Annotated in this window: 11 protein-coding genes; 7 read left to right on the top strand and 4 right to left on the bottom strand. The window is 59.3% G+C overall.

Annotated features, from left to right (window positions below; translation table 11 throughout):
- Positions 1–149 precede the first annotated feature (149 nt).
- The gene (pyk, locus tag KW841_RS15945) at positions 150–1,601 is read right to left on the bottom strand and encodes a pyruvate kinase (RefSeq protein ID WP_007978464.1); all 1,452 of its coding nucleotides are present in this window, start codon (positions 1,599–1,601) and stop codon (positions 150–152) included.
- Between the two features lie 170 nt (positions 1,602–1,771).
- On the opposite strand from pyk, the gene KW841_RS15950 reads away from it, so the two are divergent.
- From KW841_RS15950 to KW841_RS15975, 6 genes are all read left to right on the top strand, one after another.
- Positions 1,772–2,155, top strand: a complete 384-nt coding sequence (locus KW841_RS15950) for a tol-pal system YbgF family protein (RefSeq protein ID WP_218477886.1) — start codon at positions 1,772–1,774, stop codon at positions 2,153–2,155.
- Positions 2,156–2,389: 234 nt separating this feature from the next.
- Positions 2,390–2,749, top strand: coding sequence for a PilZ domain-containing protein (locus tag KW841_RS15955; protein WP_007978460.1), 360 nt, complete (start codon positions 2,390–2,392; stop codon positions 2,747–2,749).
- A 193-nt stretch (positions 2,750–2,942) separates the two neighbouring features.
- Entirely contained in the window at positions 2,943–3,284 is a 342-nt protein-coding gene (locus KW841_RS15960) for a hypothetical protein (protein ID WP_218477888.1), read from the top strand.
- A 238-nt stretch (positions 3,285–3,522) separates the two neighbouring features.
- The gene (locus KW841_RS15965) at positions 3,523–8,685 is read left to right on the top strand and encodes a Tc toxin subunit A (protein ID WP_218477898.1); all 5,163 of its coding nucleotides are present in this window, start codon (positions 3,523–3,525) and stop codon (positions 8,683–8,685) included.
- Between the two features lie 121 nt (positions 8,686–8,806).
- Positions 8,807–13,402, top strand: coding sequence for a neuraminidase-like domain-containing protein (locus KW841_RS15970; protein ID WP_218477901.1), 4,596 nt, complete (start codon positions 8,807–8,809; stop codon positions 13,400–13,402).
- Between the two features lie 75 nt (positions 13,403–13,477).
- The gene (locus KW841_RS15975; RefSeq protein ID WP_218477912.1) at positions 13,478–14,044 is read left to right on the top strand and encodes a hypothetical protein; all 567 of its coding nucleotides are present in this window, start codon (positions 13,478–13,480) and stop codon (positions 14,042–14,044) included.
- A gap of 6 nt (positions 14,045–14,050) precedes the next feature.
- Here KW841_RS15975 and KW841_RS15980 read toward each other — a convergent pair whose 3' ends face one another.
- From KW841_RS15980 to KW841_RS15990, 3 genes are all read right to left on the bottom strand, one after another.
- On the bottom strand, positions 14,051–15,382 hold the full coding sequence (locus KW841_RS15980; protein WP_218477914.1) for a DUF58 domain-containing protein: 1,332 nt from the start codon (positions 15,380–15,382) through the stop codon (positions 14,051–14,053).
- Entirely contained in the window at positions 15,379–16,380 is a 1,002-nt protein-coding gene (locus KW841_RS15985) for a MoxR family ATPase (protein WP_218477916.1), read from the bottom strand. Before KW841_RS15985 ends, KW841_RS15980 begins: the two co-directional genes overlap by 4 nt.
- Before the next feature lie 268 nt (positions 16,381–16,648).
- Complete coding sequence (locus KW841_RS15990; RefSeq protein WP_007978448.1) at positions 16,649–17,251, bottom strand: methyltransferase domain-containing protein; 603 nt, start codon at positions 17,249–17,251, stop codon at positions 16,649–16,651.
- A 398-nt stretch (positions 17,252–17,649) separates the two neighbouring features.
- On the opposite strand from KW841_RS15990, the gene KW841_RS15995 reads away from it, so the two are divergent.
- On the top strand, positions 17,650–25,071 hold the full coding sequence (locus KW841_RS15995) for a hypothetical protein (protein ID WP_218477919.1): 7,422 nt from the start codon (positions 17,650–17,652) through the stop codon (positions 25,069–25,071).
- Positions 25,072–25,146 lie beyond the last annotated feature (75 nt).

Here is a 25,146-nt window from a genome sequence, read left to right on the forward strand (position 1 = left end):
TACTAAATTTCAACTGTATTAAGTAAGGATTAAAAAAAGCTGTCTACTGTCAAATCTGACAGGTTTTTATATTTTTTTGCTCTATATCTCAGGTATGAAAAAGCCCCGCCATTTACATGGCGGGGCTTTTGTTTTCAGCGGTTAGTCACTCAGACCATCGGATCGCCAACGTGCAGGATCTTCATGCCGTTGGTGCCGCCGGTGGTGTGGTAGCTGTCGCCCTTGGTCAGGATGACCCAATCGCCTTTCTGTACTACGCCGCGCTTGACCAGCTCGTCGATCGCCTTCTGGCTGACTTCGTTCGGCGCCAGCGAAGCCGGGTCGAACGGGATGGTGTACACGCCACGGAACATCGCCGCGCGAGCCTGGGCTTCGCGGTGCGGGGTGAACGCGTAGATCGGCACCGAGGAACGGATACGCGACATGATCAGCGGGGTGTAGCCACTTTCGGTCAGGGCGATGATCGCCTTCACGCCCGGGAAGTGGTTGGCGGTGTACATGGTCGCCAGCGCAATGCTCTCGTCGCAGCGCTGGAACTCCTTGCCGATGCGGTGGCTGGAGGTCTTGCTGGTCGGGTGCTTTTCGGCACCGACACAGATACGCGCCATGGCCTGAACGGCTTCCAGCGGGTACAGGCCAGCGGCGCTTTCGGCCGAGAGCATCACGGCGTCGGTGTAGTCGAGCACGGCGTTGGCCACGTCGGACACTTCGGCGCGGGTCGGCATCGGGTTCTGGATCATCGACTCCATCATCTGGGTCGCGACGATCACTGCCTTGTTGTGGCGGCGTGCGTGCAGAATGATCTTCTTCTGGATGCCCACCAGCTCGGCGTCGCCGATTTCCACACCCAGGTCACCACGGGCAACCATCACCGCGTCGGAGGCCTTGATCAGGCCGTCGAGGGTTTCGTCGTCGGCCACGGCTTCGGCGCGTTCGATCTTCGCCACCAGCCAGGCAGTGCCGCCGGCTTCGTCGCGCAGTTGACGGGCGTATTCCATGTCGGCGGCGTCACGCGGGAAGGACACCGCGAGGTAGTCGACTTCCATTTCCGCAGCGAGCTTGATGTCGGCCTTGTCTTTTTCAGTCAGGGCCGGAGCGGTCAGGCCGCCACCGCGACGGTTGATGCCTTTGTGGTCGGACAACGGGCCGCCGATGGTCACGGTGCAGTTCAGTTCGGTGGCGGTGGCGGTATCGACGCGCATCACTACGCGACCGTCGTCGAGCAGCAGCTCGTCGCCCACGCCGCAGTCCTTGACCAGGTCCGGGTAGTCGATGCCGACCACTTGCTGGTTGCCTTCGGTCAGGGGATGGCTGGTGGAGAAGGTGAATTGATCACCGATCTTCAGCTCGATCTTCTTGTTGGCGAATTTGGCGATACGGATTTTCGGGCCTTGCAGGTCACCCAGCAGGGCGACGAAGCGGCCGTGCTTGGCAGCGAGGTCACGCACCAGCTTCGCGCGAGCCTTGTGCTCGTCGGGGGTGCCGTGGGAGAAGTTCAGGCGGGCGACGTCCAGGCCAGCCAGAATCAGCTGTTCGAGAACTTCCGGCGAGTTACTGGCCGGGCCAAGGGTGGCGACGATTTTGGTACGACGGACGGACATGCAAAGACTCCTGAGTTCAAGCGCTGAGTGAGGCTACTATGCTCCGAAGGTGTAGTCATTGTTCGTATGCACTACTTTTTTCTTTCTTTATTGAACCTGACAACTTTGCGCCAGGCAGCCTGAAGATTTCCGCCCACGGGTCGATACAGCGTTCAAGACAGGAGATCCCCATGCGATTCGTACTCATTGCTGCCCTTGCCGTCGGCGTCCTCAGTGCCACGGGCTGCACCCGTTGGGCAATGAACCATCACTTGAACAATGCCTACAGCGCCTATGACCGGGGCAATTGCGAGCAGGTGATGCTTGAGCTGTCCAAAGTCGAACGCGACAGCCGTGCGCGGCCTTACGTGTGGCCGGAAGTGTCAATGATGCGCGGCCAGTGCCTGGAGCGGCAGAAGATGTTTATCGACGCGGCCCAGACCTACCAGTTCATTATTGCCGCCTATCCGCAAAGCGAATACGCCTACCGCGCCCGCGCCCGCCTGGAAACCTTGCAGAGCCTGGGCCACTACCCGCTACGCAGTGCCGCGGCGGTAAAACCGACGCAGTTCTGATGGCCGGCGAGCAGTCCATCGCTGGCTCCCCGGCGGCGGTGAGCTATAGTCCAATGAACCGGTTTTAGAGCCTTGCCTCTGAACCGGGGTAACACCTGTGACCGGCATTAGCGGGACTCAGCGCCGTAAGGACTGGCGCACCGGGAACGGGGAGAGCGGGCCACTATTCAATGCGCACCCGTTCCGAAGCAGTAGTGCGGCTCTGCTTAAGAGCCTTGCATAGCGAAAACGCACATGTTCACCGACCGCCGAATCGAGCGGCATCAACTGCCGTATTTCCTCAAAGTGTTCAACGGCATCACCGGCAAACCCATCGGCTACCTGGGCAATGTCTCCGAAGACGGGCTGATGTTGATCAGCCAGTTGCCGATGATGATCGGCGCGGACTTCAACCTGCGCCTGAAAATTCCAGCCACCGAAGGCGGCCAGCGGATCATCGACCTGCAGGCCTGTTGCCTGTGGTGCCACGAAGACGCGACCCCCCAACATTACGACGCCGGTTTCAGCCTGCAACGGGCACCGCCGGAGTATGGGCAATTGGTGAAGGCGTTGAAGCAGTACTTCAGTTTTCAGTCGTTGCCTGCGTCTGCCTGAATAATCTGCGGCGTCAGATCAAACAACACCTTTTGAACGGACGAGCCATGCCGCGCTGATCGCGACTTCCTTCTCCAGAGGCGCCTTACCGTTTGTCTGGACTGTCAGATATTACAGGTAGCTGTATCGCACAGAGCCCAGTACAAAAAGACCTCTACATGCGTTTTGTCAGCATGATCAAGGAGAGAGAAGCATGAGTAACAGAGATCCTTCAACGCTCGGTGAACCTTCGATACCCGATCAACCAAGTGCATTCAGGGTTTATAGCGCTGACGTGCCTTTTTCGGGTAATACTCACTTCCCAACCGAAGGTGATAGAAAACGCTCGTATGCCCGATGCGATTTGTATCCGGGCGGCAACCAGTTTGAAAGGCTAAATGCTAACTATCAGACAGCGTTTTCTTACTCGATACCGCAGCCGATACCGGGGCCAGGTTACGCTAAAGTACTTTTCCGTCTCGAAATCAATGATAGTGACTTCCCTTCCGAGTGGTATACGACAGGCTGGTTTTATGTGCTGACACCTCCCGAGTAACGCTTACGCAGTGCACTCCCTTTCCAATCCAGGTCAATGCAGCCGCCGTGGAGATATCGGCGTGCTTTCATGCATTACATTCATAAACAGGATCACCGTCATCACCGTTCGTCGGTACTGTAACTTCTGACAGATGGTCTTCCTTGCTCCAACCGGCGTACAAATCCCTACAGCACAAATAGACACGGGCAGGCCTTCCCTGTGTCGCTTGGGGAAATTTCACGGTCAGGAGAAAACGATGAGCAAGGATATTTCCAACCCCGGTCTTGAGCAGCTTTTCAAATTGATTCCGGGTACTGCGGATCAATCGACAATGACTCGCTGCCAGGACTTTATCCAACAAGGCGGATCGGTTTTCGACCTGCTGGACATGGGGGTACGGGGTGTCGTGGAAACGCTCGATCTGCATTATTCAGATGCGAGGGCACTGCTGGAAAAAGCCACCAGCCTGGCGGTTTTCGTCGCCCGTGAATACCGTGAGCGACAATTGGTGATGCAAAGCCCGCCCAATCCATTGCACCGCACCGGGATCAGGGCGTGGGGCAATACACCGACATTCGATCAGTTGTTCGACGCTGACTGGGAAAATTGCACGCCCTCGCAAAGCCCGGATGCCAATAACGGCCCGAACGCCTATCTGGTGAGGTTGTGCAAGCTGGCTCGTGATTTGGAAGGCCGTACGAACGGCAAGTCTATCAAGGTTAGAGAGCGTCGCCCGGACATTGAAAAGTTGCTCCTCGACCCGGTCAGTCTTTACCAGATCAAGCCAACGGTCGCTTTGGTTAACGAAGTGCTGGAAGAGATCATCACAACAGCTGCCACCCTTCAAATTGACCATGTGGTGGACGATTTGATGCTGGAGACACGTTTTCCGTTCCGAAGCATGCCCTTCGAGTGGTATCACCAGCAATGGAGCCAGGTGCTCAAGCAAAACAGGATTTTATTAGGTGCAGTAGTGCGTGCGATCGATCCTACCGCCCCCTACTTCAAGCAAACGGGCGCGCATGGTTCTTTTTCCGACGTCGCATTGCGGCAGTCCTGCCGATTAGGGCCGTTGGCACAATCGCTACTGACTGAAGACTTTCTTTATGCAACGTCTTCTTCTGAACATAACCGAGGATTGGCCGAGGCTCATGCTCAACAGCAGGGCGTTCAGGCCCAAACTCCGGAGCAGTTCATACAAGACAATTTCGGTACAACCGCCGATAGACTAATGGACTCGGTGCATTTTTGTGCTCAAACATCTATTGATGCACAGGCTCTGACTCTGTTGCTTTCAATCGAAGATCACGCGATTACGGTTTCAAAAAATCAGACAGTCGTGACGGGGGCTGTCGGTCCGGAGCAATTCGGCTCAGTGTTCATCAACGATGGCCAATTCCCCGCGCTGGGTCTGACTGCTGCGAAACAGGGTTCTACGCGTCAATTGACCGAAACCAGCACTAACAGATTTGAACGAATCAATCGCATGTTACGGCTGGCCCGCTGGTTGGACCTGCCCCACGATCAGTGTGATCGTTTGGTGGTTGCCGCCAACAGGGCCGAGCAACGTTTGGAGTCGCATGACACCCCGGATCTGGTCAACATAGACTTGCACATCACTAACAATACGCTGCGAGCAATAGGGCTGTTTCAGGAGTTCCGGGAACTATTTGGTTGTTCAGCCGAAGACTTTGCAGCCTTGATTGATGAGATTTCTATCTACGGTCAAGGCGAGCGCAGTTCCCAGTTTGACCGGATTTTCAATGACAAAGCCATGTTCGATACACCGCTTAAACTCGACGAAGGCAGCTTTTCAATCGATGCCCAGACCCGCGCCGACCGACGTACGCTTGATCAGATCTGCAGTGCTCTGGGGCTTAATCAGGAAGCCTGGCGTTACCTGTCGCGTTTTGTCGCCAAGAGCCACAACCTGACCACCGAATTGCAACGTAGCCTGCCTGTCCTGTCGTCGTTCTATCGCTTTGTGAAACTGTCTTCGTTGCTTCAGATCACTCCAATCGAGTTAGGCGCGTTGCTGGAAACCATCAGTACGCGTGGGGTGGGTGGAATACTGCAAAAAATCACGGGGGAATCGCGTATTTCGGTCAGCGGGGCCATCGGCGAAGGTGACGTGTTGAGCGTGATGCAGGCCGTCGCGGACTGTGTTTTGTGGTGTCGGGAAAATGATCTGAGTGTGCTCTGGCTGGTGCAACATGTAGCGCCAGTGATCGAACCGCCATTGGCCACCGCAGCCGATATAAATTTACTGGAAACACTGCATAAACGATTACAGCCTGTCTTGTTCACCGAAGCCAAACTAATGGAGGCGGGTGTCCCGCCAAGCCGAAACGTCGACTATGAGGGCTGGTTGCATCTGCTTGAGGAAGTGGTCGACCGCGATGGCCTTGTGTTGGCGTTGGTCGATAATGACGACGAGGCTTACGCACGGCTCGCCCGCGCAGAAATCGAAGCTGCGGTCGGGGAGGAAAATCTGGCGCCCAATGAATCCGAACGTGTGGTGTCGGTCATTCTGGCGTTGTTGTTGCAAGTCAAGGCATCCCAAAGCGCCGTGGTGCAGGAAAGTCTTTCAGTCTATCTGGACCTGTCTCAGGACTTGACGCTGCCATTGCTCAAATGGGTGAACCAGGGCGGTGTTTCTCTGCTGCTCACGGAAACCTCGCGGGCCTTGAATGCGGTGACTTCGGGTAGCGATAGGGTAAGGGTTGGCGACGAAGTGCTGATTTTACTTGCGCACCTGGCACGACGTGCGGCAGTCGTGCAAAAACTGGGGCTCAGTTCCGCCATGCTGGTGACGCTGACGAAGGGGCGGAACTGGCAATGGTTTGGCCTGCGACAAGCCGAAGACCTGACGTTGCATACGATGTACAACCTGACGTTGTATCAGCGGGCCGTCATGCATACCGGGCAACCGGCAGAAAAACTGCTTGATTATTTGCAATTGGTCAACAGTTTGCCCGCTTACCTGACGCCCGAGGATACGCGTCTGATTCGCGACTCCGCGGCAACCCAACTGGCGCAAGTGGTGAAATGGGGCGTAAGGGAGGTACTGGAATGCATTCTGTACATTAATCCTGTGCAACCCGTTGTCCGGGACTTGACCACGCTGGATACGTTGCTGCGTATCCGGGGGCTGGCGTTACGCAGTGGGCTGGATGCAAAGGCAATCATCGAACTGGGCAAACTCACGCCGGACAGTGATAAGCACGCTTGCCGCAGTGCCGCCGAGCACTTGCTGGAATCCTTGTCCGAATCGTCCGTACAGGGCGACAACCGGTCGTTTGGCGAGCTGGGGCAGAGCAGTACCGCCGAAATCAACTGTATTGGCACACCGCTGATTGCCAATTTGCCTAATCAAATCGCAATGATCGAGCTGAAAGTGCGCGACCTCACCGATAAGCCTTACGTCAACATCACGGTGAATTGGAGTTGTGATCGCCCAGGGCTGCTCGATGAGGTTTCCTACACGGATCAGGATGGGCGTGCCGTTGCGCGCTTCAAGGCGGGCGGCTGGATGGGCACAGCTCATGTCAAAGCGGTTTATGGCTTGCAACAGGTGGCTGTGGCTGAAGTCGCGATCGATTGCGATGAGGACACACTTGGGTGGGCAGCCACTCTGCGGGTTCTGGATCGCGAATATTTGGCCGGTGGTATTGATTTCATACCTGTCGAAGTACAACTAGTGGATCAGAGTACGCCACCTAACCCTGGTGTCGGTCGCACTGTGGAATTCGCCGGTCGCGGTATAAGCGCCGAAAACCTGTTGGCGGTGACTGATGAGCGAGGGTTTGCCAGAACGAACCTCAGAAGTATGGAGCCGGTCGAGAGTGCGAGCTTGCTGGTGCGCTACAGCACCATAGATCCGATGGTGATAGGCGGCATCAATTTTGTCGATCAGCCATACATCCGGTTGATGGAGCCCGCCAGCATGGCTGTTGCGGGTGAATCTTTGCAACTTCGCTGCCATGTTATCCGTCTGGACAAACAACCTGCTTCAAACGTAGAAGTTACGTTAAAGCACGGTGACCTTGTCTTGGGTCCGGTTCTTACCGACGAAGACGGTGTTGCGCTGTTTACCCTGGAAAGTGTTGAACCTGGCTTGCAAACATTTACGGGCGCAGTCGCCGGCAGAGAGCAATCACTGACACTGTACGTGGCCAGCGGCGCGGTGATACATGGCCAGGCTTCGGACTATCTGTACCCGGTAGCCGGCTCTGGTTCACCTACGTTGTTGTGGGTGGAAGTCAGGGAGGAGGCCAATAACCAGGCCCGCCCGGTTCCCAACTGTTCGATTACGTGGATTGTCACCCCCCCCGTTGACGCTATGTTTGGGACTGATCGCATAATCCTGACAGATGAACAGGGGCGTTCCACTTTTCCATTTGAGGCAAACACTGCTGGTAAGTACATGATCACCGCGCATCGTACGGAAAATCCGGACGAAAAAGTCGACTTCTCACTGGAGGTGGTGCCAGCCAGGGAGTGGAGTTTTGCGTGGTTCGAACTTGTGGAAGGCGAAGAGCCCATCAAAAAAGAGGGGCCGCTGCGGTTTATCCGGGGGCATGAGTACCGACTTGATATCGATGTGCCAAAAGACGTCGACCTCGCAGACGCCCGTGGAATGCTGAGCTGGACCGGCGATTTCTCTGCGAAGGGGCTGGGTATGAACTTCAGCCCGCTGACGGGTGCTTATGTGTTGATTAAACCCGGCGACGAAAAACTCAGTTGGAAGATCAAGTGCAACGATGTTCGAAATGGCAGTTTCGACTTGACGTTCTTCTGCAATCGCCTCGACCAGCGACTGGTATTGCCAGGACGCCTGGATGCTCCGCCCCCTGTGATGAGTTACCCAGAGGACAACGATGACGTTGAAGTGCAGCCCTTGCTGCACGGTATCGGCAGTGCTCTGGCAGAAATTTATGTGTTTGAAGGTCAGGATTCCGTCGAGCCGCTGGCTCGAACCAGTGTGAATGCGCAAGGTAGGTGGTCGATAAGGTTGCCGGCACCGTTGGCGTCGGGCCCTCATGTGCTGTCGGTGAAGCAGCGCCATTTCGATACGACAGAGGCCTGGGCGTCTGACGCCAGAATAGTGGTGACGGATTTTATCGCCAGGGCACAAATCACCAGTCCGTTGATGAGCGCGAAGGTCGGCCCATCGTCCTGGGTTGAGGGCTTGGGCTTGCCGGGGGCGGATATACGAGTGGTTGATTGCGCTTCTGCTGATAAAGAGGTGCTTGCCCGCGGGGTCGTCGCAAAAGACGGTACTTTCAGAGTTCAGTTTTCCCCACCGCTTGTTACAGGCAGCACATTGAAGTTTGACGCGGCTTTTTATGTGGGGGATCTACCGAAGTCCGAATGGTTGGCGACACCGCACACGGTAGTAGTGGTTGATCGAGGTTGATTCACTGTTCTGCAATCACAGTCAGTTTAAACGAACAGTATTCATCTAATAGCATTCTCGGGAATGCTTCGGCCGAATCTTCGCCTGACCTGTAAACGGTTGTGCGGAATGGGAGCGTAAAATGGAAAAGTCCGTTGCAGGAGTTCTAGACGAGTGCCGTTGCGCGGCCCTGTCCGATTATTTTCTGGGTGTGGTTGCGCCTGCAAAAGATGACGGTGCAGAAGACAGTGAGAAGTTGAATCTGGTCTCGCTGAACGACTTGTATCACTACTTGTTGATGGATACACAGGTCAGCTCATTGGTCGAATCTACAAGTGTTGCCGAAAAAATTGCTGCAATGCAGGCGCTGATAGGGGCTATTTACAGTGGTCTGGAGCCAGGCTATGACACGGATTTCTCCAAATTGGAGTTGGAGGCATGGCATAAACGCTATTGCAATATCAGCGACTGGGCAGGATATGTAGCGTTGGAGTATTACCCGGAAAATTATATAAGTCCGCCATTGCGTCTTAATAAATCCGAGTCGTTTAAAGAGCTGGAAAGCAACCTTGCTCAAGCCAGCCTGGGCGATGCGGCCGTTCAAGCGGCACTTTATGAACACCTCAGAAAATTCGAAGAAATTTGCGATCTCGACCTGATTTCTGGCTACATCGATGCGACTGAAGACGACAGTAAGCAGTTTAAAGAAGCGGATTATTATTTTGTTGGCCGGCAACGGGTTCAGCCCTTTGGCTTTTTCTGGCGTAAGGCCACTGTTGAGTTGGTACAGGACAGTCCGTTTCTAAACCCGGCCTCCTGGAGCGAGTGGAAATCCATTGATATACCGGCAGGCTCATCCGTACTGGCCATCCGGCCGGTATTTTTTGCCGGTCGTTTAATGGTGGTGCTGGTCGAAGGTTTTCAGGACCCTGAATTGCGTTACGAAAATGGCACGGTCGCCCCGGGCCTGTGGCACCTGGAAATGAAACTTGCCCAACTGGCCGTCAATGGTCGCTGGTCATTGCCAATCAGCTTGGGGAAAAAGGATTTTTCAGAAGTGCCGAAGGATTCTCCACGATTGTTGGCGGTGACCTACGGCGGGACTCGCGAGCATGTAGATGACTTGTTGGCAGTTTGCTTCACGACGACTGATGTTGCGCCTGATACATTAATCGAAGGGGCTGCCCTGGATGGAGAGCAAGGCTGGATGTTTGCCTCTCTCAATCCGTTGTTTGAGCCGCAAGAACCGAACAGAGCGACCCTCAAGGTGTTGATCAATGGGCGTTTTGCCGACCCGATGGGGTTGCAGCATAAATTGCTGCTGAGCGAGCGTGCCGTCGTTGACCAGACCCTTGTACCCGCATCGAATACCTTGATCGTTGACTCAACGAGAGAGGGCTTATTAAGTAAATATCTGTCAACGAATATCAACTTCAGCAGCCGGACAACTACCATCAACGGAGTGTCGGCAACATCCAATATCATGCAGGTTCAAGGTGTATGCGATGTCGAACGCCCTGAGTATGATCTGGAAGCACTGGTGTTTTTTACTCAAACATATATCTCGTCGCGACAGACATATTTTGAATTATCAAAAGTCGGAGCCAAAGGCATAAAGTTGAGTTGTCATCATCAGGGGGAGGCAGGTTTTGATTTTTCCTTGCGCCTGGAAAATGAAGATGTTGGCGAGCCAGATATATTGGCGTCTATCTCCACTGCCGATTTCACATCGTCGGATTTTGGTGTGAAGGTTGTAAAAAATATCACGCTGACTCATAGGCAGTTGGAAAAGTTGTGGTCACTTTCGCCCAATAGTGCACGGGGAGGGGCTGGGTTCTATGTGGCTCACGGATCAGCCAGTGACCGTGAAGAGTATTTCAGTAACTCTATAAACAGGTTGTCCGTGCACAAGAAACCGGAAAAAGTGCAGCTGGAGCTAAAAATTATTGATGAGGCCACCGGAGAGCCAGTCGTCTGGACGGGGACCAAAGACCTGACCGGATGGGTCCAGACACCTTGGATCGAGTACCGCTGGACAGACAATACTGTCGGCAAGAAGCTGAAAATCGTATGGGGGGAGAGTGCCGCTGGAGAATACGGTCGTAATCTATATGCCGTTACGATCAAGCAACTCGCTAATGTCAGCGATGCTCCGTTAATCAGCAAACAGGCGAGCGGTGCGCAGTTTCTCGATCTGCGACCATTGAATCTCTCGACGTTGTGCTGGGTGCGGCTCAATTCTATTTTTGGTCCGGAACTGGTCGCGAAAGCGGCTATTTCCATAGACGCAGTGCTTTCCAGGGAGACCCAGTTCACCCATGAGCCGCAGCCATGGAAAGCACCGAATACGAAGCCGGATCCAGAGACCTTACCCATCGATTTCAACAGTGCTCATGGCATGTTCTACTGGGAGCTGTTCTTTCACCTGCCCTTTATGATGGCCCATCGTTTGTGCGAAGAGCGCAGGTATCTGGAGTCGCAGAACTGGTATCACTACATCTTCAATCCACAGCTTCGGGAAAATCGTGCTGGCGCGCTGGCAGAGTCTGATCGTTATTGGCTCTGTCGTCCGCTACTGGAGCCAGGAGATATCGGTTTTGTGGCCAAAGACCTGGTGGATCCGGATGCCATCGCATTCGCCAACCGAATTCACTATCGTAAAACCATTTTCATCGCCTATGTGCGCTGCATCATTGCCCATGCCGATTCACTCTACCGGCGTTTGACCCGCGACAGTCTGGTTGCCGCCAAGCTGCAATATGTACGTGCGTTGTCTCTGATGGGAAATGCCCCCAGCGCAAAAGCCATGAGCCATTGGGTGCCCAAGTCGGTGGCAAGCATACTCAGCCATAAAACTGGCGGTTCATTGGCAAGCTTCTCCAGGACTCTGGATCTTCACGTGGCGAGCCTGCCGGCCAGGGTCAACGGGGAGCCAGACTTTACGATGATAAAGCTCGACGTTTTCCGGCCCGTTGCGAATGACCATGTGCTGGATATCTGGAAGTACATCGACAACTGCCTCGACAACATGCGCAACAACTTGTCCATTGATGGCAAACCAATGTCGCTGCCTCTTTATGCGCCGCCGACCAACCCGGTGGACCTCCTGCGGGCGCAGGCGGGAGGGTCGTCCGGTGCGTCACGCAGTGCCGGTGGTTGGCTGAACATTCCGCATTATCGGTTTCGTGTCATGTTGTCGGCCGCTCAAAGCGCGGTGCAGACACTGATCGCGTTTGGGCGGGAGGTTCGGCAGTGCATGGAGCAGCGGGACCGAGGTACGCTGGAAGAACTGCAGCAAAAGCATCTGATTGAGCTGGGAAGTTACTCCAAGGCTGTCCAGCAGGAGGCACTGCTTCAGCAGGAGGTTTCGTTGAAGGCGCTGCAGGAAAGCAAGAAGGTGGTTGATGGGCGTATCGACCACTTCGTCAAGTTGCTCGATCAGGATATTGCGCCGTGGGAGTCTGCAGCACTTGAGGGCCATACGAATGCCAGAATAGGCATGGCCGCAGCGAATCCAGCTTTTGCGAGCGGAGCGGCTGCCAATACTGTGCCGAATATGGTTATCGGAGGCACGGCAAACGGAGTGGGCGGTATTAATTTTGGCTCACCGCTCCAAGCTGTGGGGACCACTATTCAGGGCATCTCGGAAGGGGACCTGATCCTGTCCGATAAGTTATCGACCAGCTCACATTACCGCCGCAGATCCGAAGAGTGGCGATTGGCGCTCAACCAGGCTGAAGCCGAGATGCAGGTTCTGGATGAACAGGAGAAGGCTCAGCGACATGCGTTGAATGCTGCTCGATCCAGCCTGGAACAAGCCGAAAAGGCCAATGCCCACGCCCAGGAAATTTTTTCGTTCTATAAAACCCGCTCCACCAATGTCGAACTCTACCGGTGGTTGTTGAGCCAGATGTCCGTGTTGTACTTCCAGGCGTATGACGCTGTCGCGGGCTTATGCCTGAGCGCCGAAACCAGTTGGCAGTATGAGATGGGTCAATTCGATACGCGCATCATTCGCCCCAACGTGTGGATGGATAACTTTCATGGTTTGAGCGCTGGTGAGTCGATGTCGTTTGACTTGATGAACCTAGAGAAAGAATTCCTCAACCGTAACGAGCGGCGACTGGAATTGACCAAAACGATATCTCTGCGACAGCTGTTCGAGGCAGGGACGTTTGTTAGCAAAGCGAGCTGGGAAGATGTGCTGGATGAGCTCAATGACACAGGAAAACTGGACTTTGAGTTTTCCCAGCAATTGTATGACCATGACTACCCGGGGCATTACTGCCGTCAGATCGTCAGTGTCGGGGTGTCTTTGCCAGCGGTACTCGGCCCTTATCAGGATGTCTGCGCGACGCTCACGCAAACGGCCAGTACTACGGCGCTCGATCCCAACGTTGACTCACTCGATTATCTTTACGGTGATAAAAAGGAAGTACCGCCACCTCACATTCTGTTGAACCTGCGCAGTCATCAGCAAGTGGGTGTCAGCAATGGTATGGATGACGCTGGTTTGCACCAGTTGATGTTTGGGGATGAGCGTTATCTTCCCTTTGAAGGCACCGGCGCACTTTCCCGCTGGCAATTGCACTTTCCATTGCATGAGTCGCCGCGACAACATTCGCTGATCAAAAGCCTGACGGACATCATTATCCATGTTCGGTATCTGGCGAAGGCAGGTGGAGCGGCTTACACCGACGCTGTTCTGGATCGGCTGTCACCTGAGTCGGCTATATGAAGGCAACGGACATCAGGTCCAGCCTCAGGTGTGAGGCAATATCCGAAACAGCATACCCACGGTAAGGAGATCGTCATGAGTGAAGGTAAAATTCGTGGTCGTAACCTGGTCAAAAGTGGCAGATTTCCAGATGTTTGGGAGAAGGACTGGAATCGTCGAGGCAGTCAAGGCGGGAGGTTATGGCAGACAGATCCGAAGTATGGCCATTATTTGTTGTTGAATGGGCAAGCTGTTTACGTGCAGTCAATTGCAATACCTTCCTTTAGCACACTTCAATTCGATAAAGTGGAATATCGGGTGGGTTTTCAGTATGAAAACTGGGGAGACGGGGAGTTGGCCAAGGTCGTTTTGACGCCCAGTAATGGCCAGGAAGACGAGATTCCCTTGAGTGTAGGGGAAAATGCCGGAACATTGGCAGAGTGGCGCCCTTATCTGGAACACACAACCCAAGTGCTCCAAACCGATACGGTTATAGACCTTGAGATTCACGGCTCTGATAAAACGGGCTCAAGCGGTTTACGAACTACTGATTTTGATATCCAGATCCACTTGCCTCCTTTAGAGCCGGGAAGCCTGAAGCTGGATGAAAGGGACTATTCCACCGCCCGATCAAAAGCCGACGTTAACGCGGTTTTGAGTTGAGTCCCGCTATGGCACACCGCCGCGCTTCCAGGCCATGTAGCTCGTAATCAAGTCGGAACCCAATTGACCTGGGCGCGCCTCTACCATCGGCACTCCATGAGCATTCAGCCGCTCATGGAGTTCGGTCCGTGCATTCAAGTAGTCCACCGCCCCGCAATAAGTCAGTGCTTCAGAGAAGGTCTGCACCGGTTCTTGACGCAGGTGATCGAGCACGTCTTCACGCAGACTCGCTACGAGCACCCGATGGTGCCTCTTCAGCCGACTCACGGCCGTCAGCAGTTCTTCATCGTCGTCATCGCGCAGGTTGGTCACCAGCACCACCAGCGCCCGGCGTTTTTGTCGTGCCAGCAGTTGGGTAGCAGCGGCTTGGTAGTCGGCGCTGCGTTGACTGCTGTTCAAGTCATAGACGCTATTGAGCAGTGTGTTCAGGTGGCTGGTACCTTTTACCGGCGCAAGGTAGCGCGGCTGCTCGCTGGCAAAGGTACTCAGGCCCACCGCGTCGCCCTGGCGTAGCGCGACATAGCTGAGTAGCAAGCAGGCATTGAGTGCATGGTCGAAGTGCGACAGCTCGCCGTCCTGGCTGCGCATGTGCCGGCCGCAGTCGAGCATGAAGATGATCTGCTGGTCGCGCTCGTCCTGATACTCCCGGGCAATCGGTGTGCGCTGTCGGGCGGTGGCTTTCCAGTCGATCTGGCGCAGGCTGTCGCCTTCGCGAAATTCCCGTAGCTGATGAAACTCCAGACCCAGGCCACGACGCTGGCGTTGACGTACGCCGAGCTGGCTGAGCCAGTTATCCACAGCCAGTAGCTGACCGCCATAGAGGCGGGCGAAGTCGGGATAGACGCGGGTGTGGTCCGCGACATCGAGAATGCGTTTGTCGGACCACAAACCCAATGGGCTCGGCAGATTGATGTCGCAGTGCTCAAAACTGAAGTACCCGCGTTTGAGCGGACGTAGCCGGTAGTCGATTCGGCTGTGCTGGCCCGGTTGCAATTCGACAATCAGCGGCAGGTGTTCGAAGTCCAGGCCCGAGGGGACATGGTCGAAGATCTGTACGCTCAGCGGTTGTGAAAAGTCGTGCTCAAGGATCAGTTGCACATCGCTCCAGCGACCGAGGGCCAGACTGCCGGGTATCTCACGGCTCAGCCGGGGCGAGGGTAGTCGCTTCAGCCGAAAGGCATCGAGCAGGGCCAGGACCAGCAATGCCAGCAGCAGCCCCCAATTGATCTGCATGACGCTCGCCGGCATCGCCAGCTCCAGTGCCTGCAGACTGCCGAGCACGATGCCGATGGCCAGTAGCGAGGTTAACCAGATCAATAGCAGGCGCGAGGGTTTCACTGCCGCGGCGCCGGTACTTGGTCGAGCATCTGCCGGAGCACCTGATCGACATCCAGCCCTTCGATGTCCAGCTCCGGCGCGATGCGCACACGATGACGCAGCACGGCCAGGGCGCAACCCTTGATGTCGTCCGGAATCACGTACTCGCCGCCGCGCAGCAGCGCGCGGGCACGGGCACACCGCACCAGCGCGATGGACGCGCGCGGGCCGGCGCCGAGGGTCAGGCCGGGCCAGCTACGGGTGGAGCGGGCCAGGCGCACGGCGTAATCGAGCACCTGATCGTCCAGCGCCAGGTCGCTGGCGATGCGTTGCAGGGCCAGCACATCCCTGGCCTGCAAAAGGGTGCGCATGGGTTGGACATCGAGCATGTCGGCCCGGGTCGAGCGGCTGACCTGGCGGACCATGTTCAGCTCTTGCTCGGCGTCCGGGTAATCCATGCGCACCTTGAGCATGAAGCGATCCAGTTCGGCTTCCGGCAGCGGGTAAGTCCCTTCCTGTTCGATCGGGTTTTGCGTGGCGAGCACCATGAAGGGTTGCGCGATCGGCAATGGCTGGCCTTCGAGGGTGACTTGCCGTTCCTGCATGGCTTCGAGCAGCGCCGCCTGGGTCTTCGCCGGGGCGCGGTTGATCTCGTCGGCCAGTAGCAGGTTGGTGAAAAGCGGCCCCTTGCGCAGCTTGAATTGCTCGGTCTGCAAGTCATACACCGCGTGCCCGGTGACGTCGCTGGGCATCAGGTCCGGAGTGAACTGGATGCGCGCGAACTCACCGCCGAAGCAGCGGGCGAGGGCGCGTACCAACAGGGTCTTGCCCAGCCCCGGCACGCCTTCGAGCAATACGTGGCCACCAGCGATCAGCGCGGTCAGCACGTCGTCGATTACGCTGTCCTGGCCAATCACGGCTTTTTGCAATTCTTTGCGTACGGCCTGGGCCAGATGGCCGGCACGCTGGCGTTGTTGAGCGACATGCCTTGCTGCGTCGGGCTCGATCGGTTCACTCATTTTTTCCGGAACCCTGTTAACAGTTACATGCGGTTTCTTTTTTGGGGGGATGCCACCAAGGGCGATGTTTATCCGCTTGTGATTGTAGATACAGATCCATCACGCGGCTCGGGAATGAAGTCGAATACGTACAACCCTGGGGGGCAGGCAGCAACACCTGATTGCCGCCAAAGTCAGCATGGCCGCTGATGGGGGGGGGAGGGGCGCAGGCTGCCGGAGCTCTGAGACGAGGCGGGCCCGGCATGCCAGGCCCGTGGTTCAGCAGGGGTCAGGCAGGGAAATGCTGGTTGGCGATCGCCACTACTTCTTGCTCGGAGATCGGCGCAAGTGCCGCCACCGCCCACAGATCATAGGCCGGATGTGCACGCTGGATCGGCAGGACCATGTCGAAGCCGGCCGCTTGCAGGGAGCCGGTCAGGACCTTCTTGGTGAAACCGCAACGGTGCGCCATGAACACGTTGCCGTTGGCCATGGCCGGGCGATGGCCGTAGAGGATGTCGATGGGCGCGATCGGGCCCGCCGGCGAAAGGTAGGCCTCATCGGTCAGTTTGTCTTCGGCCACCAGGGCGCACACCGATTGCAGGTCCGGGCAGGTGATGATCACGAAGCCGCCAGGCTTGAGGACGCGCTTGAACTCCGCCAGGGCTACCGGCACTTCATGGGGATAGAGATGCTCGATGTTGTGGCTGGAGAACAGCGCATCCACCGACGCGTCCTTGACCTGGGACATGTCGGTCATGGTGCCGACGATGTCCGGGTTGACACTCTCATCGATATCGAAGCGCAGCTCCTGCCACTGCTCTGAGGCGAAGCCCTTGGTCGTGCTGTTCTTGCTCTTTGGACCGCAACCTACATGGAGGAAGGTTTTCACAATCAGTTACTCGATCAAGGCCCTTGCCGGATGGCAAAAGGGGAAATGGGGGCATGTTCCGCTGACCAATGCCTGCCAACGGACGCCCGCGCACACTAGGGGAAGTGTTGGGCAAGGGTCAAGGTCATGGCAGCACAAGGGCGTGCCCTTTGGTCGCTCGCAAGAAGTGGCACAATCCACGAATGGTGGCTATATGATATCGAGGCTTTACTATCTGAGCCTATAAAACAGAGTTTTTTTATAACTGAAAATTTATAAAAGGCAAAAAGCCATCAAAAAACAGTCTTAATGTTTTTACCGAATGTGTCGCTAATGACACGAGGGCTACCAAATTTTCGCCCAAGGCTACGGCGACAACGCTGGCAGCGCCGTAAATGACCCCTACACAGGATGCGTCCATGAGCTTCATTTCTTCGTTGACCCCAGCGCAAGTCGCTGCCTTGAGTACAACCACTATTGCCGGGCTTGCGACCCAGGACATTGTTGCCTTGAGCACCGCTCAGATCGCCCAGATGACCGTTGCGCAGATCGCGGTCATCACCGCGCCGAACATTGCCGCGTTTACGACCGTGCAGGTACCGGCACTGACGACCGCGCAGGTGGTAGCCCTGACCACCGCTCAGGTCACCGCACTGAAAACCACGCAGATCGCTGCGCTGACAACAACGCAAGTCGCTGCCTTCGAAACAGCGGATATTGCTGTGCTGCCTGTCGCCTCGCTGGTCAGCCTGACCACGGCCCAGACCGCCGCACTGACCACCGCACAGGTCGTGGCCTTGACCTCCGCTCAGATGGCCGGGCTGAAAACCACGCAAGTCGCCGCGCTGACCACCACACAAGTGGCGGCCATCGAAACCGCTGACATCACCGCGTTGAGCACCGCCAGCGTCGCGGCCCTGACCACCGCCCAGGTCGCTGCACTGACCACGGCGCAGGTCGCTGCACTGAAGTCGACCCAGGTCGCGGCCCTGGAAACCGCTGACGTGGCCGCCTTGACCACGGCTCAAGTGGTGGCCCTGAGCACTGCCCAGGTGGCTGCGCTGACCACCGCGCAAGTGGCGGCATTGACCACCACTCAAGTGGCGGCCATCGAAACCGCTGACATCGCCGCCTTGCCAGCGACCAGCATCGCAGCCCTGACCACCGCGCAGACCGCTGCCCTGACCACCGCCCAAGTGGTGGCATTGACCACTGCCCAGGTGGCCGCGCTGAAACCGGCGCAAGTGGCTGCCCTGACCACCACGCAAGTGGCGGCCATGCAGGCCGCGGATGTCGCCGCACTGACCACCGCCGGCGTCGTGGCCCTGACCACTGCCCAGGTGGCTGCGCTGACCACGGCCCAAGTCGCCGCGCTGACCCCGGCCCAGGTCGCGGCCATGGAAACCGCTGACGTGGCGGCACTCACTACCGCCCAGGTAGTGGCACTGACCACGGCACAAGTCGCTGCGCTGACGACCGCCCAGGTGGCTGCGCTGACCACCACGCAAGTGGCGGCCATGGAAACCGCTGATATCGCCGCATTGACCACCGCCAGCGTCGTGGCCTTGACCACCGCCCAGGTGGCGGCGCTGACCACGGCCCAGGTGGCAGCCTTGAAGGCGCCCCAGATCAGCGCTCTGCAGACTGTCGATGTTGCCGCGCTGACCACCGCCCAGGTGGTGGCCTTGACCACGGCACAAGTCGCCGCCCTGACCACCGCGCAAGTGGCGGCATTGACCACCACGCAAGTGGCGGCCATCGAAACCGCTGATATCGCCGCATTGACCACCGCCAGCATCGCGGCCCTGACTACCGCGCAGGCCGCTGCCCTGACCACCGCTCAGGTAGTGGCCCTGACCACGGCCCAGGTGGCCGCGCTGAAGCCGGCCCAAGTGGCTGCGCTGACCACCACGCAAGTGGCGGCCATGGAAACCGCGGATGTCGCCGCGCTGACCACCGCCAGCGTCGTGGCCCTGACCACCGCCCAGGTGGCGGCGTTGACCACGGCGCAGGTGGCGGCCCTGAAGGCGACCCAGATCAGCGCCCTGGAAACCGCTGACGTGGCGGCCCTGACCACCGCCCAAGTGGTGGCACTGACCACGGCACAAGTCGCTGCGCTGACCACGACGCAAGTGGCGGCATTGACCACCACGCAGGTGGCGGCCATCGAAACCGCTGACATCGCCGCCTTGCCAGCGACCAGCGTCGCGGCCCTGACCACCGCGCAGACCGCTGCCCTGACCACGGCTCAGGTGGTGGCGTTGACCACCGCCCAAGTGGCCGCGCTGAAACCGGCGCAAGTTGCTGCGCTGACCACCACGCAAGTGGCGGCCATGCAAGCCGCCGATGTCGCCGCGCTGACCACCGCCAGCATCGTGGCCCTGACCACCGCCCAGGTGGCTGCGCTGACCACGGTACAAGTCGCCGCGCTGACCCCGGCCCAGGTCGCGGCCATGGAAACCGCTGACGTGGCGGCGCTCACTACCGCTCAGGTAGTGGCACTGACCACGGCACAAGTCGCCGCGCTGACCACCGCCCAGGTGGCGGCCCTGACTACCACGCAAGTGGCGGCCATTGAAACCGCTGACATCGCGGCGCTGACCACCGCCAGCGTCGTGGCCCTGACCACCGCCCAGGTCGCTGCACTGACCACGGCGCAGGTCGCGGCACTCAAGTCGACCCAGGTCGCGGCCCTGGAAACCGCCGACGTGGCCGCCTTGACCACGGTTCAAGTGGTGGCCCTGAGCACCGCCCAAGTGGCTGCGCTGACCACCGTGCAAGTGGCGGCATTGACCACCACACAAGTGGCGGCCATCGAAACCGCTGACATTGCTGCCTTGCCAGCGGCCAGCGTCGCGGCCCTGACCACCGCGCAGACCGCTGCGCTGACCACCGCCCAGGTAGTGGCCCTGACCACTGCCCAGGTGGCCGCGCTGAAACCGGCGCAAGTGGCTGCCCTGACCACCACGCAAGTGGCGGCCATGCAGACCGCGGATGTCGCCGCGCTGACCACCGCCGGCGTCGTGGCCCTGACCACCGCTCAGGTGGCTGCGCTGACCACGGCCCAAGTCGCCGCACTGACCACGGCTCAGATCGCGGCCATGGAAACCGCTGATGTGGCGGCACTCACCACCGCCCAGGTGGTGGCATTGACCACGGCCCAGGTCGCCGCGCTGAAACCGGCCCAAGTGGCAGCATTGACCACCACGCAAGTGGCGGCCATCGAAACTGCCGATATCGGTGCGCTGACTACCGCCAGCGTCGTGGCCCTGACCACCGCCCAGGTGGCGGCGTTGACCACGGCCCAAGTGGCGGCCCTGAAGGCGACCCAGATCAGCGCCCTGGAAACAGCTGACGTGGCGGCCCTCACCACCGCCCAGGTGGTGGCGTTGACCACGGCACAAGTCGCTGCGCTGACCACCGCCCAAGTAGCTGCATTGACCACCACGCAAGTGGCGGCCATCGAAACCGCTGACATCGCCGCATTGACCACCGCCGGCGTCGCGGCCCTGACCACCGCCCAGGCCGCTGCGCTGACCACCGCCCAGGTAGTGGCCTTGACCACCGCCCAGGTGGCCGCGCTGAAACCGGCGCAAGTGGCTGCCCTGACCACCACGCAAGTGGCGGCCATGGACACCGCTGATGTCGCCGCACTGACCACCGCCAGCGTCGTGGCCCTGACCACCGCCCAGGTGGCGGCGTTGACCACGGCCCAAGTCGCCGCGCTGACCACGGCCCAGATCGCGGCCATGGAAACCGCTGACGTGGCGGCCCTCACTACCGCTCAGGTAGTGGCACTGACCACGGCCCAAGTCGCCGCGCTGAAGCCGGCCCAAGTGGCTGCGCTGACCACCACGCAAGTGGCGGCCATGGAAACTGCCGATATCGGTGCGCTGACCACCGCCAGTGTCGTGGCCCTGACCACCGCCCAGGTCGCTGCACTGACCACGGCCCAGGTGGCAGCCCTGAAGGCGACCCAGATCAGCGCCCTGGAAACCGCTGATGTGGCGGCCCTCACCACCGCTCAGGTGGTGGCGTTGACCACGGCACAAGTCGCTGCGCTGACTACCGCCCAAGTGGCTGCGCTGACCACCACGCAAGTGGCGGCCATGGAAACCGCGGACATCGCCGCATTGACCACCGCCGGCGTCGCGGCCCTGACTACTGCGCAGGCCGCAGCCCTGACCACCGCCCAGGTGGTGGCCTTGACCACGGCCCAGGTGGCCGCGCTGAAACCGACCCAAGTGGCTGCGCTGACCACCACGCAAGTGGCGGCCATGGAAACCGCGGATGTCGCCGCACTGACCACCGCCAGCGTCGTGGCCCTGACTACCGCCCAGGTGGCGGCGTTGACCACCGCCCAGGTGGCGGCCTTGAAGGCGACCCAGGTCGCGGCCATGGAAACCGCTGACGTGGCGGCCTTGACCACCGCCCAGGTGGTGGCACTGACCACGGCACAAGTCGCCGCGCTGACCACCGCGCAAGTGGCGGCATTGACCACCACGCAAGTGGCGGCCATCGAAACTGCCGATATCGGTGCGCTGACTTCTGCTCAACTGGTAGCGTTGACCACTGCCCAGGTCGCTGCACTGACCACGGCTCAAGTGGCGGCCCTGAAGGCGACCCAGATCAGCGCCCTGGAAACCGCTGATGTGGCGGCACTCACCACCGCCCAGGTGGTGGCATTGACCACGGCACAAGTCGCAGCGCTGACCACCGCGCAAGTGGCGGCATTGACCACCACGCAAGTGGCGGCCATCGAAACCGCTGACATCGCTGCCTTGCCGGCGACCAGCATCGCGGCCCTGACCACCGCGCAGACCGCTGCCCTGACCACCGCTCAGGTAGTGGCCCTGACCACCGCCCAGGTGGCCGCGCTGAAACCGGCCCAGGTGGCTGCCCTGACCACCACGCAAGTGGCGGCCATGGAAACCGCTGACATCGCGGCGCTGACCACCGCCAGCGTCGTGGCCCTGACCACTGCCCAGGTCGCTGCACTGACCACGGCGCAGGTGGCGGCATTGAAGTCGACCCAGATCGCGGCCATGGAAACCGCTGACGTGGCGGCCCTGACCACCGCCCAGGTGGTGGCACTGAGCACGGCCCAAGTCGCCGCGCTGACCACGACGCAAGTGGCGGCATTGACCACCACGCAAGTGGCGGCCATCGAAACCGCTGACATCGCCGCATTGACCACCGCCGGCGTCGCGGCCCTGACCACCGCGCAGGCCGCTGCCTTGACCACCGCCCAGGTAGTGGCCTTGACCACAGCCCAGGTGGCCGCGCTGAAACCGGCGCAAGTGGCTGCCCTGACCACCACGCAAGTGGCGGCCATGGACACCGCGGATGTCGCCGCACTGACCACCGCCAGCGTCGTGGCCCTGACCACCGCCCAGGTGGCGGCGCTGACCACGGCCCAAGTCGCCGCGCTGACCACGGCCCAGATCGCGGCCCTGGAAACCGCTGACGTGGCGGCACTCACTACCGCCCAGGTAGTGGCACTGACCACGGCACAAGTCGCAGCGCTGAAGCCGGCCCAAGTGGCTGCGCTGACCACCACGCAAGTGGCGGCCATGGAAACTGCCGATATCGGTGCGCTGACCACCGCCAGTGTCGTGGCCCTGACCACCGCCCAGGTCGCTGCACTGACCACGGCCCAGGTGGCAGCCCTGAAGGCGACCCAGATCAGCGCCCTGGAAACCGCTGATGTGGCGGCCCTCACCACCGCTCAGGTGGTGGCGTTGACCACGGCACAAGTCGCTGCGCTGACTACCACCCAAGTGGCTGCGCTGACCACCACGCAAGTGGCGGCCATCGAAACCGCGGACATCGCCGCATTGACCACCGCCAGCATCGCGGCCCTGACCACTGCGCAGGCCGCTGCCCTGACCACCGCCCAGGTAGTGGCGCTGACCACGGCCCAGGTGGCCGCGCTGAAACCAGCCCAAGTGTCTGCCCTGACCACCACGCAAGTGGCGGCCATGGAAACCGCGGATATCGGTGCGCTGACCACCGCCAGCGTCGTGGCCCTGACCACCGCCCAAGTGGCGGCGTTGACCACGGCCCAGGTGGCGGCCCTGAAGGCGACCCAGGTCGCGGCCATGGAAACCGCTGACGTGGCGGCCTTGACCACCGCCCAGGTGGTGGCACTGACCACGGCACAAGTCGCCGCGCTGACCACCGCGCAAGTGGCGGCCTTGACCACCACGCAAGTGGCGGCCATCGAAACTGCCGATATCGGTGCGCTGACTTCTGCCCAGCTGGTAGCGTTGACCACTGCCCAGGTCGCTGCACTGACCACGGCCGAGGTGGCGGCCCTGAAGGCGACCCAGATCAGCGCTCTGCAGACTGTCGATGTCGCTGCCCTGACCACCGCCCAGGTGGTGGCGTTGACCACGGCCCAAGTGGCGGCCTTGACCACCGCGCAAGCGGCGGCCTTGACCACCACGCAAGTGGCGGCACTTGAAACCGCGGACATTGCCGCGCTGACAGTGAGTGACACTGCAAGCCTGACCACCGCGCAGGCCGCTGCCCTGACCACCGCCCAAGTGGTGGCATTGACCACCGCCCAGGTGGCGGCCCTGACCACCGCCCAGGTCGCAGCCCTGACCACCACGCAAGTGGCGGCCATCGAAACTGCGGATATTGGCGCGCTGACTTCAGCCCAACTGGTAGCGTTGACCACTGCCCAGGTCGCGGCCCTGACCACGGCGCAGATCGCGGCCCTCAAGCCGACCCAGATCAGCGCCCTGGAAACCGCTGATATAGCGGCCCTGACCACCGCGCAGATCGTGGCGATCGAAACCACCGACATGGCGGCGTTGACCACGGCGCAAGTCGCGGCGCTGACCACGGCGCAAGCCATAGTCCTGACCACGGCGCAACTGTCGCACCTGTCGATGGCCCAGGTTGATTCGTTCACCACGGCGCAACTGCAGGCAATGAGCGCCACCCAGATCGACGCGCTGGCCCTGTCCACGCCGCTGGTCCTGGACCTCAACGGCGATGGCGTGCAGACCACTCACCTGAGCAACGGCGTCAAGTTCGACCTCAATGCCGACGGCCACAAGGAAACCACCGGCTGGACCGCTGGCGGTGACGGCCTGCTGGCGCTTGACCTCAATGGCGATGGCCAGGTCAACGATGGCTCCGAGCTGTTCGGTTCCTCGTTCCGTCTGCCGGACGGTTCGTTGGCCAAGGACGGCTTCGAGGCCCTCGTCAGCCTGGACAGCAACCATGACGGCGCGGTCAACGGGGCAGACCAGTTGTTCGCGGCGCTGCAAGTCTGGGTCGATGGGAACAACGATGGCGTCAGTGAGAAGGGCGAGATGCACACCCTCAAGGAGCTGGGCATTACCCAGTTCAACCTGGATGTGGCCAAGACCGCCGAGCTCAACCATGGCAACCTGATCGGTCTCGACAGCAGCTTCGAAACCAGCGATGGCCAGAGCCATACGATCGCCGACGTCTGGTTCCGCACCGACGGCAATGGCAATCAGTCCCTGGACCTGACCAAGCTGGATTCGCCGGCAGTCGAAGCTCACTCCCTGGGTGCAATCGATCTGGCGGCCGATGGTGGCAAGGCCAGCGTACTGACCGTCGATGCCGAGGCTGTCGCCAAGCTCGGCCAGGCTGGCCAGGTGGATGTGGCCAGCGGTGCCGCAGCACCGGTGCAGATGATCGTCAACGGTGACCACAACGACACGGTCAACATCACTGGCGACAGTGGTCAGTGGCAGGCGGCGGGGACCACCACGGTCGATGGCGCCAGCTACAACGTGTTCAACGACGGCGATGTCCAGTTGTTGGTCGCAACCGACGTGCAGACTTGGATTCACTGAGTTTCAGTGGTAAACCTTGACTGATCCGATACCGGGCTCGAAAGAGCTCGGTATTTTTTTATTGGAAGAGAACTT

Origin of the sequence: Pseudomonas sp. PDM28 (assembly GCF_019219115.1) — a bacterium.
In the GTDB taxonomy this organism is placed as follows: domain Bacteria; phylum Pseudomonadota; class Gammaproteobacteria; order Pseudomonadales; family Pseudomonadaceae; genus Aquipseudomonas; species Aquipseudomonas laurylsulfatiphila.